We start from the raw sequence: 12,762 nt of genomic DNA, 5'->3' as shown, positions 1-12,762 counted from the left end.
GTCCTGAGCCAGGATCAAACTCTCCACAAAAAACCAGAGAGCAAACCAGCTCAAAAAACCAGAAACATCTGGCACAAAAACCCAGCCAGCACCAAACAAAACATCCAGCACCAACCAGAAAACAAAAACATAAAAAACTAGCACACTATTGAGATATCAAACAACACACTCACCTGTGATGACAGATCCTTACCGGATCCACCCCCTCAGGAGCAACCTCTCCAGAGTAGTAAATCTTTCGACTCATTTCAAGCTGAATCTTGTGATTCACATCGCTGAAGCGATCCGCCACTTAGCTCATCTGCAGCGCCCGACATTTTTCTTTGCCGGTTCGCCTTGCTGACTCCCTCAGCGGCAAGAAAAAACTTTACGAGGCAATGTGCGAGATGGTCAAACCACATCGCGGTGTCACTCCTCACAAGCGGATCAAGCACCGAAATTACAGCGTTTTCCCAGCTTATGAGCGAGCACACAGCGCGTTACAGTGGACAGGTTTTCTCTTGGCAGATATTTAGAAGATTCCGCGGAATATTGCCTTTCCAGCCAGTAAATACCACTATTCCGCCGTCGCGCGAGTTCCCCTTTCACTCACCACGCGTCACTACCCCGTAATTTCCAACGCACAGTGCTTAGCCTTCCCCACCGAAGCGCATACCCTATACCGCGGCGCGAAAGGGAGAACCCATAAACATCGAAAAATCTCCCCCAAATATCCTAGGTATAACAACACCACGAGCAGATCATCATCACCGCTCATTGACTGAAATCCAAACAATCCCCCGCATAAACTGCAAATGCCACTGGTGGGGTGTGCACAATACCTACTATGCACGCCCCACCAGTGGCGAGAACCGTATATGAACCGAGAACCCGGCTAGATACGATCAGACCTTTCCGCTAATTCGCTGTGTTTATGCGAGAATTCCTCACGAATTGCACTTGCCACCTTATCCGCTAATTCGTCATGGAATACGCCCGGAATGATGAAGTTTGCATTCAGTTCTTCCTTCTTGACGGTACTAGCAATAGCACTTGCCGCAACCACCAGCATCTCATCCGTCACCTCATGAGCACGAACATCCAACATACCTCGGAACAGCCCCGGGAACGCCAACACATTATTGATCTGGTTAGGATAATCCGAACGCCCAGTCGCCACTACCGCGGCATACCGCCCAGCTTCAATCGGATCAACTTCCGGCGTCGGATTTGCCAACGCGAAAACAATAGCTCCCGGCGCCATCGTCGCAATATCTTCACCGCTCAAAATATTGCCAGCCGACACCCCGATGAAAACGTCCGAACCGCGCAAAGCCTCTTTTAACGAACCGTCAATCTGGCGCGGATTAGTATTTTGCGCCAACCAATCCCGATCAGGATCCGCCTCACGCCGAAATGCTCCCAAAGTGCCAGCACGCCCGACACCAATAATATCCTGCGCACCTTGGCGCTTTAGCAGCCGAATAATGGCATTTCCGGCTGCCCCCACACCAGAGACAACAATTCGTGCGTCAGCAATGTTTTTCCCGACGACTTTCAACGCATTAATAAGCGCTGCTAACACCACAACGGCCGTGCCATGCTGATCGTCATGGAAAACCGGAATATCCAACTCCTGACGCAAGCGACGCTCAATCTCAAAACAACGTGGAGCAGAAATATCCTCCAGATTAATTCCGCCAAACCCCGGCGCTAACGCCTTCACGATGGCAATAATCTCCTCTGGATCTTTCGTATCAAGACATATCGGCCACGCATCAACATTGGCAAAATTCTTAAATAGCGCCGCCTTTCCCTCCATCACTGGCAAGGCAGCCGTTGGGCCAATATCTCCCAAACCTAATACCGCCGTCCCATCCGTCACCACCGCGACCGTGTTCTTCTTAATCGTTAACCGACGCGCAACCGTTGGATCCTCAGCGATCTGCTCACAGATCATCGCCACCCCAGGGGTATAAATCTTCGACAAATCCTGACGAGTACGCAAAGGACGCTTCAGCGTCACTTCAATCTTTCCACCCAAATGAGCCTGAACGGTCGCGTCATGAATACCGTAAACCCGCACGCCCTCGCGTTCTTCCAGTTGAGCACGAATAGACTTTGCATGGCTGAGATCAAAGGTGTAACACGTGATATCAAATAGCAAAGCGCTCTCATCAGAACGGACCATGTCAACGCCAGTCACCATGGCACCTTCGCGCGAAATAGCCGTAATAACTTTTGCTGTAGCTTGCGGATCATATTCTGTTTCAATGCGCAGCGTAACAGCGTAACTTGGATATGCGTTGACCATAACGTCCTCTCAATGAACAGGTATTTGCCCAGGCTATTGTGCCAAATAATCTTGCGCACCTACCGAATATTTCATCCTGCGAAAAACTCGACTACTTTTTCACACCACCGACCATCCCATCTGCCGATCCAATCAAGTTGTTACCGCACACGGACACCACTCACATACGCAGCTTTCAACTTCAACCACACGCTGCTTAGCAGCTCATATCTCGTTAACTCGTGGTAGATCTGCGCCACCAGATCCCTGTGAATTCTCGTTGGAATTGCAACACTTTGTTTCCTTTAAGGAGTGTTGTGATGCGGGTTGCGCCCCCCCCCTTCATGCGGTGTTGCGTATCGTTTTTGGGGATGTTGAGTATCTGTTGTGGGAATGAATTATCAGTTCGTAGCAGTGATTACGCGAGATTGATTCGGCACGGTTTTAACTTCACTCATAGCGCGCATCTTTTTGGAGTTTCAGAGACGAAACCGGGAGGCTGTGACGTAATAACTCGTCACAGCCTCCCGGTAACAATCGCGTGCAGACAGCAGCCATATCTGCTCGCTTCAGCACAGCCAAGATAGCGAGAGCAACAGTTAGCTACTGTGCGCGCTCCATGATGAGCTCCCGCACCCGCGCCGCGTCAGCCTTACCGCCCGTCGCTTTCATCACTGCTCCCACAATCGCACCAGCGGCTTGCACCTTACCAGAACGAATCTTCTCTAAGACGTCAGGCTGCGCCGCCAAAGCTGCGTCCACTGCCGCCGCCAAAGCTGCATCATCGGAAACCACTTCCAGCCCGCGAGCCGTAACAACCTCACGAGGGCTGCCCTCACCAGCTAAAACGCCCTCCAAGGCCTGACGCGCAAGTTTATCGGTGAGCGTCCCGTCAGTAACTAACAGATCAAGTTCCGCAATATGCTCCGCAGTAACCGGCACATCTGCCAACTCACATCCGCTCTCCTTGGCATAACGGGCCAACTCGCCCATCCACCACTTGCGCGCCCCCGCCGGACTCGCCCCAGCTTGCACGGCAGCGTCAATAACATCGACAGCATCCGCATTAACGATGTCCCGCATCTCCCGATCCGATACTGCCCACTCGCCCTTCAAACGGCGCTGCTTAGCTGCCGGCAACTCAGGAAGCGCGGCCCGAATCGACTCCACCAATTCCTTTGACGGCACAACCGGAACCAGATCTGGCTCCGGGAAATAGCGATAATCATCCGCATCCGACTTAGGCCGACCAGAGATAGACTTTCCCTCCGTCTCAATCCAGTGCCGAGTCTCCTGCAACACTGAACCGCCAGCTTCTAACACCGCACCCTGACGCTGCATCTCGTAAATAACCGCGCCTTCAATCCCCTTAAAAGAATTGACGTTCTTCGTCTCCGTGCGGGTTCCATACGGCGATGTTGGGCTAGGACGCAAAGACACATTGACGTCAGCGCGAATATTGCCCCGCTCCATCCGAGCTTCCGAAACACCAATCGCCCGTGCAATATCCCGAATCGTTTTGACGTACTTTGCCGCCACTTCCGGGGCACGAGCTCCCGCACCCTCCAACGGCTTAGTTACAATCTCCACCAGCGGCACCCCAGCGCGGTTGTAATCAACCAGCGAATACGAGGCGTTCTGCAACCGGCCATCGCCACCCATATGGACGTTCTTGCCAGCATCTTCTTCAACATGCGCACGCTCAATATGCACCCGGAAGATCTCGCCATCATCCAACTCAATATCCAAATAGCCGTCATAAGCTAACGGCTCATCCGACTGTGACGTCTGGAAATTCTTTGACAGATCCGGATAGAAATACTGCTTACGAGCAAAGCGACACGAGGAAGCAATCTTACAGTTCAACGCCAGACCCAACCGAATCGCATACTCAATACCTGCCCGATTCAACGTCGGCAATGCACCAGGCAGACCTAAGGAAGTCGGCGTGGTGTAGGTATTGGAATCCCCACCAAACGCATTGAGGGCACGATCAAAAAGCTTAGTCTTTGTTGATAACTCGACGTGACATTCCAAACCTAAAACGGGATCGTACTTCGCGCAGACCTCGTCAAAGTCCATTAATTCATCCATTTAGGCTTCCTCCCCTGCCGGGCAGTGCAACACTGCAGGATCCGCGGAGCTTTCCACCATCGCTCCGATTCGATACATACGCGCGTCTTCATGCGCAGGTGCAATAATTTGAACACCGACGGGCAAACCATCTGCCAAACCGGCTGGCACCGACATCGCCGGCACACCCGCAAGGTTCGCCGGAGTTGTCGTCAAATCATTGAGGTACATGGCCATGAGGTCATCCGTCTTTGACCCAAACGGGAAAGCCACAGTAGGCGCCGTGGGAGTCAAGAGCACATCAACCTTTTCAAAAGCCGCCGCCAAATCCCGCTGTACCAAAGTCCGTACCCGCAAAGCCGAACCATAGAACGCATCGTAATGACCGGTAGATAAGGCATACGTTCCCAGCAAAATACGGCGCTTGACTTCCGAACCAAACATGGCACCGCGCGTAGCGCTCATCATCGTCTCAGCAGTCACCGGACCATCCGTCGGCGTTACCCGGTTTCCATAGCGAACGCCATCAAACCGAGCCAAATTCGACGAGGCCTCCGCCGGCATAATCAGATAATACGCAGCAATTGCCGCATCGAATGACGGGCATGAAATCTCCACAACTTCCGCACCGCGGGCAACAAGTTTACGGACGACCTCATCAAAGACCGCCATCACGCCAGCCTCGCAACCCTCAGATTCGATCTCTTTTACCACACCGATCTTCACACCCGTCAGATCTTCAGTGTTTGCCCCATCCTGCGTCGCCTCAACGAGGTGATCCGCCGGATGTGGCAACGAAGTTGAATCATTGGGATCATAGCTCGACAAAATCTCCTGCAATACCGCCGCGTCCATCACATTGCGGGCAACCGGCCCGGCCTGATCGAGCGAGGAAGCCAAAGCGACGATTCCATAGCGCGAGATATTGCCATAGGTTGGCTTCGTACCGACAGTTCCCGTCATAGCTCCCGGCTGACGGATAGAACCACCCGTATCCGAACCCAATGCCCACGGAACCTGGAACGCTGCCACCGCAGCCGCCGACCCACCGCCGGACCCGCCAGGAATCAAATTCTCCCCCCACGGATTAACCGACGGACCAAAGGCAGAATTCTCCGTAGAAGAACCCATTGCGAACTCGTCCATATTCGTATGGCCCACAATCGGCAAACGAGCAGCCTTGAGGTTAGCCACCACTGTCGAGTCGTATGGCGCAAGCCAACCTTCCAGCATCTTTGACCCACAGGTCGTCGGACGCCCGCGATTGCACATATTATCCTTGATTGCTACCGGCACACCCGCATACGGCGGCAGTTCCCGCCCGGCCGCGCGATCGGCGTCAACACTGCGAGCAACCTCCAATGCGCCTTCCTCGTCAACGAACAAGAAAGTATTGAGCTTCTCATTCGTCTGGGCGATTCGATCTAAACACGCCCGCGTCAATTCCTCTGAGGTGATTTCTCCTGCCCGCAGCTTCTGCGCTAACTCGCACGCACTGAGCTTCAATAGCGTGTTCATGCATCCTCCCCTAGGATCGGTGGCACCATAAATTTGCCATCCTCATGTGCCGGCGCTGACGCCAAAACGGCCTCAATATCCACCTCTTGAATCTCATCATCCTCACGCCACACATTCTGTAAGGGGATCGGATGGGAGGTCATCGGAATATCGTCAGTGACAATCTCAGAAACCTTACTCATTTTTTCGGCAATCTCATTGAGCTCCGTCGTAAATTTCACGGTTTCCTGCGGTGTCAACGCGATATGTGCTAAGTCAGCCAGACGGGCGACTTCTTCTTCAGAAAATATCGACATGTCGTTCAGTGTAATACTTTGGGTAGGATGAACACATGTCACGATTCCGCAATATGAACAGCACCGGCCTGAAAAAGGCAACAAAATGGGGAATCGCTGGCGTTCTCGCCGCTCAAGCTGCCGCTATTGCTGCCGTGATTGCCGTTGATGAGCACCGTAAGCGCCGCAACCCTACCACCGGAGAATTCCCGACGATGGAGCCTCGGAGCGTCTGCGTCTCCGACTCGGAATTAACCGTCTACACCTACGGCGAGGATCTCTACACCGATATGCTCACCGCAATCCGGGAAGCCCGCTATCAAATCTACTTTGAGATGTATATTTTCAAGGCCGACGATGTGGGCTACATGTTCCGCGAAGAGCTTATCGCTGCTGCACGTCGCGGCGTGAGTGTATTCCTCATCATCGATACTTTCGGCAACCTCAACCAAGATCCGCGCTTCCGTTTCTTCCCGAACCATCCAAACCTGCATATTATTCGTTTCCCTCTGCTCCGACTCGGCATTTTCACCGGAAAAGGACGCGATCGCGGATTTGACCACCGCAAGATTTTAGTCGTCGATTCCACTATCGGATTCGTCGGGGGCTACAACATTGGGCGGCTCTTCGCCCAACACTGGCGTGACACCCACCTGCGGATCGTTGGCCCGCAAGTATGGGAACTCGAAAACGCCTTTGTGGATATGTGGTCGGTATATCGCAAGAGCCACCATCCGATGCTGCCTGATCGAGGGCAAACACGATGGACCTCCAAGTTGCGCGCAATCCAGAATATCCCTGCGTTCAAGTCCTACCCAGTACGTGCCACCTACCTATCGGCAATTGATCGAGCTGATAAAAAGGTGTGGATCACGATGGGATATTTTGTGCCGGATCGAGCAATCTTGCACGCGCTCAAGAAAGCAGCTCACCGCGGTGTTGACGTGCGCGTCCTGTTGCCACAGTATTCCAACCATATTGTTGCTGATTGGGTTGGCCGCCCTCACTACGGCGATCTTCTCCATGCTGGTGTACGAATCTTCCGCTATGAACAAGCGATGATTCACGCTAAGACGATGACCGTTGATGGAATCTGGTCAACCGTCGGAACAACAAATATTGATCGGCTATCTATGGCAGGCAATTTTGAGGTGAACGTCGAGGTTTTTGACCACAACTTCGCCGCGCTGATGGAAGAGATCTTCGCCTTGGATCTGACGAACTCACACGAGCTAACCGCGGAAAAATGGGATAAGCGAGATCGCATCGCCCGCATTACCGAGCGAATCCTACGCCCCTTAGCACCGCTTATCTAGACCTGCTCTGCTCGTTAAGTTTTATCCGTGTTGCCCGCGCGGATCTATCCGCCTGAACTGCACCGCGGATTTCCAAACAAAGTTCCGCTTACAGGCGTATCTCTTGGCGTCCAGTTCGAGTTCGCTAAAGCGCTTCTCCCCTTTTACCAAAAGGGCTAGCGCTCTTGGGCTCGTTATGGCTCGCGCCCGCTACAACGTGCATAGTTTCACACGTACCTTGCTCCACGAGCCAAACGAGACTCCTCAACCCTCACCCAGCAACACCAATACGGGAAAGGAATTCTGCTTCACTCCACACCGGAATACCCAGGGTCTGCGCCTTCGTCAGCTTACTCGCGCCTGGCTTTGATCCGGTAACGACGACGGTAGTCTTTCCGGAAACTGACGTGGTGAAGTTTGCCCCCGCTGCCTCCACTAACTCACGCACATCATCACGGGTGCAATGGGTAATCGTTCCCGTCACGACGACGTTCATACCCGCCAACGAGTCTGGTATGACCTGCGCAAGGTACGCCGCAACACCAGTTTCTCCATCCGTTGCCGAATCCTGATCCATATTGGGCAGCTCTAAGCCAGGTATTGCGTCATTTTCTTCTGCTTGCCGTTGACGAGAAACGCCCGCTTTTGCTGGCTCTCGATCGTTAAAACGCACCCCACATGCACTCCACGTCGAAATGATTTCCTGATGCCACGGCTCATCAAACCAATCCAGTAGCGATTGACCGATTATCTCTCCGATACCTTTCATATCAGCGAATGGCTCTTCTCCCTGAGCAATCTGGGCACGACCAGTTGCGATAATCTCGTGGAGATCTGGAATGTTACGAGCAAGCAAACGGGCAGCTTCCGGCCCAACATGACGGATATTCAAGGCCACAATCTTGCGCCATAACGGCTTCGTCTTCGCCCGTTCCAACTCGGCAATAATCGTTTTTAGCGTCTTTGTTGCCACGCTTGGCTGTTTCATTTCGTAGCTTGTGCGTGAATTATTGGGGGCATACCACGTAGGTTTCGTCCATCCAGCACGAATATATCGCCACGTCTGGGCCGCTCCACTGCCGCTCGGCGCCCAGGTGTACACCCCACGCATATCCTCCGCAGTCAGTTCAAAGAGCCGTGCCTCTGTGTCTAACTGTGGTCGTTGTGGACGCGGGATCCCCAGTTCGTCTTGTATGCTCTGGGCAATCGTCTGATCAGAATTGCAGATAGTACCTGACTCATCAATAATCCCGTAGGCTATCCGGCGTTCGCGAGAAAGCTGCATCCGCACAGTTGGGGCCGGCGCCTGCGCAACAAGCGGCCACCCGCGACTTTCTAAATCGAGGGCAATCTCGTCGGTAAATTCCAACGTTTTCCCCATTGCCAAGGCAAGTAAGGCTTCCTCGCGATAGCGTTCCGGATCGGTGAGCCACTGAGCAGTCATTTCCCCTAGCGCTTCAATATCTAATCCACCCCGAGAACCGATATGGATTACGCGACGCAGGAGCTGGGCAGGGCACGAGCGCGTATTGAGACAGCGAAAATCTTTTTCATCAACCTTTGCCGGCTGGATTGGCCCCCCACATGAGGGGCACAGTTTTGGCATGACGAAATCTCGTTCATCACCGTCACGATCAGCAAGAACGGGACCGAGTACCTCAGGGATAATATCTCCAGCTTTACGAATGATGACGGTATCGCCGATCTTGACGTTCTTACGGGCTACTTCCCCAGGATTATGTAACGTTGCTTTCGATACGGTTGAGCCGTCCACAAATACTGGTTCCATCACCGCATAAGGAGTCACCCGCCCGGTTCTGCCAACCTGGACTCGAATATCGAGCAGCCGAGTCTGCACCTCAATCGGCGGATATTTGTATGCCACTGCCCATAGCGGAATACGTGAGGTGTATCCGAGCGTATCTTGGCTGGCACGATCAGAGACTTTAATAACGACTCCATCAAAATCGTGTGCTAACGATTTACGGGCATGTTCGTACCGATCCAAAAAGTCATTAATCTGTTCAAGCGTAGTAACCGTGCGCGTCTGTTCTGATAACGGCAAACCCCAGTCATTAAAGGTCTGGTACGCACCTTCTTGGGTTGCCAATGCCGCGCGCAACTGCGAATTCTCCCCCTCGACAGCACCTACTCCATGTGCAATAAAGGCCAAACTACGCAAGGCATAATCATTGTTATTTTCTTTTTGACGCAATATCCCGGCAGCCGCATTGCGCGGATTGACAAAGGACTTCAGCAAGCTCATGCGCTCAACCCGAGCTGGTATATCCGCCGTATCGGCGCTATCTGTACTCCGGCTTCGCTGCTCGCTCGCCATCCGATTGCGGTTTCGGTTGAACGCCTCAATTTCCTTATTGCGCTGCTCGATTTGTGCATTTCGCTCATCCAGTAATTCGTGGTACTGCTCGAACGCAGCCCGCGGGAAGAAGATCTCGCCACGAATCTCAACGATTGTCGGATGATTTTCTCCGGTTAATTGCAGCGGTATGGAGCTAATAACCCGCGCATTATCCGTAACGTCTTCTCCGGTAATTCCATCACCACGGGTAGCAGCCTGAATAAGCACGCCATCGCGGTAGGTCAGACTGACGGCAACCCCATCAATTTTGACTTCCGCCGTAAACCGCGGAGTATCCGATAAATTTTTCACCGTCGAGTCATACCAATTTGCTAGCTCATGACGCGAAAACACATCTTGCAAGGAATACATACGTTGGCGATGACGCACATCTGTGCCAGTACGTTGAGATTTTGCGCCAACCCGCATGGTGGGAGACTGCGGATTCCACAGTTGCGGATATTCCTCCTCTAAGTGACGCATCTGCCCGATCAACTCATCATAGGTTGCGTCAACCATCGTCGTTTCCCCAGTCAGATAGTACGCATCCTGGGCCGCATGTAATCGCGGCGCTAGCTCATTCCATCGTTCCTGGGCAGCAGCAAAACTCAAATCTTTCACATGCATATTCTTCCTCATATACGCGCGCCCGTTAACGAGCATCCACAATCCGCGCGCCCTCGCCGTCTTCTTTTTCTGTTTGACGCTCCTGCGCTTTTCTCACTTCGCGTTTTCAGTTTTCTTACACAAAGTGGCACTGTTGCGTCCTTTACGGCGCTATCGGGCGCGCCACTGGTCATACCTCGCTATAAAACTTCACTACTTCGCCACAGGTCATGCCCCTGCCTCTTTAGCACTGTTTTGCCGGTAGCACATGCACTAAACCGTGCGGCTGATAGCTCTTTGCTCCGCCTCTAGTCGCACAGGATAAGCTGCCACAATCATCAAAATTTACGTACCCTAGACGCATGAACAGCTTTACTACCTGGAAAGGGATCTCGCTAGCAGATCTCGCACTCGCGCTGTTCATCATGTTTCTTGGTTTTGCTGACGCGGGCACCGCACCAGCAGTAAGCCTTACCAAATATGCCATCTGGGGCGTCGTGGTATGCGTGCAAGTTCTGGGTACTCTCCTGCGGCGCACCCATGCACTGCCCGCTGGAATCGCGGTCTACCTTGCTGCCCTCGTGCGGTTCATCCTGTTCCCCTATCAGGTTTTTCTGCACGACGTCGCCGTCCTCCTAGCCTTATATGCAGTAGTGGTCTACGCACCACGATCTGCCCGTTACCCAGCTATCGGCGGGGCAATGCTCGGAGCAGGTCTGTTAACCATCATGGATCCCCGAATATCTGGATCTATCTTCTCTTTTCTTTTCATCATGGCGACAATGCAAGCCGTCGTCATCGCCACCGCCGCTATGGCCATTGCACGCTGGCAGCAACTAAGTCATGTGCAATCGCTGATTCATCAAGCTGAAAGCGCTCAACGCGATGCGGAACGCGAAGCCGAACTGGCAGTCATTAACGAACGCACCCAAATTGCCCGCGAGATGCATGACATCGTTGCCCATACGCTCTCCATTGTGATCGCTCAAGCTGACGGTGGGCGCTACGTTGCCGCAATGAACCCCGAAGCAGCACAACGATCCCTAGAAGTTATTGCTGATATGTCCCGTGCCGCACTGGCAGATATTCGCTCTATCATCGGCGTTCTACGCGATCCCGACGATCTGAGTGCGCCATTAGCCCCGCAACCGATTGACGCCGACGTCAAAGATATGACTGATCGTATCCGCGAATCAGGACGTTCAATCTCCTACGTCCAAACCGGCCAATCGCGCTCATTACCCGTCGGTGCTGGAAATGCTCTATTCCGTATCTGCCAAGAAGCCCTCACAAATGCCTTGAAACATGCCGGCCCCCAAGCACATATCACGGTGGCCCTCCATTGGCGCACCAACGAAGTTATCCTGACCGTCTCAGACAACGGCCGAGGCGCTGCCGCATATAACGACGGAAAAGGGCACGGCATTATCGGCATGAATGAGCGCGCCGCTATTTTTGACGGAACCGTTACCGCTGGCCCACAAGCCGGTGGTGGCTTCCGAGTAACTGCGACAATCCCAACCTCAGAGAAAAGGACGAAGCATGTGTGAAAAGATTCGCGTTGCACTCGTTGATGACCAAGACCTAGTGCGCAGCGGCTTTGCGATGGTGATTGATTCTCAGCCTGATATGCAAACCGTGATGGAGGCGTCGCATGGTAAACAGGCCCTGGACCGGCTTGCATTAGTCCCCGCTGACATCGTTTTGATGGATATTCGCATGGCAGGCATGGATGGCCTGGAATGTACGGAACGGATCAGCGAAACTGAGTTTCCCCACGGAGTACGCCCGAAAGTTATTATCCTAACGACATTCGATCTTGACGAATACGTCATGCGAGCAATCCGTGGTGGCGCCTCAGGTTTCTTACTCAAGGATGCCCCTCCAGCGGAAATGTTGAACTCTATCCGAACTGTCTACCGCGGGGATGCGGTCATTGCACCGTCATCTACTAAACGCCTGATCTCCTATGTCGCCGAGAAAGCCCTAGAAGATCGGGTGTTAAATCCAGATCTCGTTGCCGGATTGACCACTCGTGAAAGCGAAGTTCTCTACCACATGGCCCGAGGTCTATCGAATACGGAAATTGGTGAAGAGTTAGATATTGCTGAAGCCACGATTAAAACCCACGTCGGTCGTATTTTCGCCAAGCTCGGCGCGCGCGACCGCGTACAAGCGGTGGTTTTAGCGTACGAAGCAGGATTAGTGCGACCCGGAGATGTGAACTAGCGAGCACGCCCCGAGCACTACCGGCGCCATGTATCGTATTCACTTTCCGAGGAGAGCTCATCCTTCTTCACTCGGCTTTTCCTACTCCAATAGCGAGCCTTAGACCGCTTACGCATACGCGATAGCACCACAAAT

8 protein-coding genes are annotated in these 12,762 nt (G+C 53.1%); 3 read left to right on the top strand and 5 right to left on the bottom strand.

From position 1 onward, the window contains the following. Positions 1-874: 874 nt before the first annotated feature. The 4 genes from ACLHIL_RS07385 to gatC form a co-directional block, all read right to left on the bottom strand. Positions 875-2,293 carry an NAD-dependent malic enzyme gene (locus ACLHIL_RS07385; protein WP_411297313.1) on the bottom strand — a complete coding sequence of 473 codons (1,419 nt, stop codon included), beginning with the start codon at positions 2,291-2,293 and terminating at the stop codon, positions 875-877. A 582-nt stretch (positions 2,294-2,875) separates the two neighbouring features. After that, positions 2,876-4,366: an Asp-tRNA(Asn)/Glu-tRNA(Gln) amidotransferase subunit GatB gene (gene gatB / locus ACLHIL_RS07380; protein ID WP_411297312.1), complete on the bottom strand. Its 1,491-nt coding sequence runs from the start codon at positions 4,364-4,366 to the stop codon at positions 2,876-2,878. Next, on the bottom strand, positions 4,367-5,863 hold the full coding sequence (gene gatA / locus ACLHIL_RS07375) for an Asp-tRNA(Asn)/Glu-tRNA(Gln) amidotransferase subunit GatA (RefSeq protein WP_411297311.1): 1,497 nt from the start codon (positions 5,861-5,863) through the stop codon (positions 4,367-4,369). It lies immediately after the preceding gene. Beyond that, entirely contained in the window at positions 5,860-6,159 is a 300-nt protein-coding gene (gatC, locus tag ACLHIL_RS07370) for an Asp-tRNA(Asn)/Glu-tRNA(Gln) amidotransferase subunit GatC (RefSeq protein ID WP_411297310.1), read from the bottom strand. The genes gatA and gatC overlap by 4 nt, the downstream gene beginning before the upstream one ends. Positions 6,160-6,194: 35 nt before the next feature. On the opposite strand from gatC, the gene ACLHIL_RS07365 reads away from it, so the two are divergent. Continuing rightward, positions 6,195-7,454, top strand: coding sequence for a phospholipase D-like domain-containing protein (locus tag ACLHIL_RS07365; protein WP_411297309.1), 1,260 nt, complete (start codon positions 6,195-6,197; stop codon positions 7,452-7,454). Positions 7,455-7,704: 250 nt separating this feature from the next. Here the strand turns inward: ACLHIL_RS07365 and ligA are convergent, their stop codons facing one another. Next, on the bottom strand, positions 7,705-10,413 hold the full coding sequence (gene ligA / locus ACLHIL_RS07360; protein ID WP_411297308.1) for an NAD-dependent DNA ligase LigA: 2,709 nt from the start codon (positions 10,411-10,413) through the stop codon (positions 7,705-7,707). A gap of 347 nt (positions 10,414-10,760) precedes the next feature. Between ligA and ACLHIL_RS07355 the strand changes: the two genes are divergently transcribed. Then, complete coding sequence (locus tag ACLHIL_RS07355; protein ID WP_411297307.1) at positions 10,761-11,948, top strand: sensor histidine kinase; 1,188 nt, start codon at positions 10,761-10,763, stop codon at positions 11,946-11,948. Then, on the top strand, positions 11,941-12,627 hold the full coding sequence (locus tag ACLHIL_RS07350; RefSeq protein ID WP_411297306.1) for a response regulator: 687 nt from the start codon (positions 11,941-11,943) through the stop codon (positions 12,625-12,627). The genes ACLHIL_RS07355 and ACLHIL_RS07350 overlap by 8 nt, the downstream gene beginning before the upstream one ends. Positions 12,628-12,762 lie beyond the last annotated feature (135 nt).

The organism is Trueperella sp. LYQ143, from assembly GCF_046599595.1.
In the GTDB taxonomy this organism is placed as follows: Bacteria; Actinomycetota; Actinomycetes; order Actinomycetales; family Actinomycetaceae; genus Trueperella.
This window is presented reverse-complemented; position numbering and strand designations above follow the sequence as displayed.

Coding starts and splice junctions, on each gene's coding strand:
- ACLHIL_RS07385 (WP_411297313.1), bottom strand. CDS start 2,293: ATGGTCAACGCATATCCAAGTTACGCTGTTACGCTGCGCATTGAAACA.
- ACLHIL_RS07350 (WP_411297306.1), top strand. CDS start 11,941: ATGTGTGAAAAGATTCGCGTTGCACTCGTTGATGACCAAGACCTAGTG.
- ACLHIL_RS07355 (WP_411297307.1), top strand. CDS start 10,761: ATGAACAGCTTTACTACCTGGAAAGGGATCTCGCTAGCAGATCTCGCA.
- gatB (WP_411297312.1), bottom strand. CDS start 4,366: ATGGATGAATTAATGGACTTTGACGAGGTCTGCGCGAAGTACGATCCC.
- ACLHIL_RS07365 (WP_411297309.1), top strand. CDS start 6,195: ATGTCACGATTCCGCAATATGAACAGCACCGGCCTGAAAAAGGCAACA.
- gatA (WP_411297311.1), bottom strand. CDS start 5,863: ATGAACACGCTATTGAAGCTCAGTGCGTGCGAGTTAGCGCAGAAGCTG.
- gatC (WP_411297310.1), bottom strand. CDS start 6,159: ATGTCGATATTTTCTGAAGAAGAAGTCGCCCGTCTGGCTGACTTAGCA.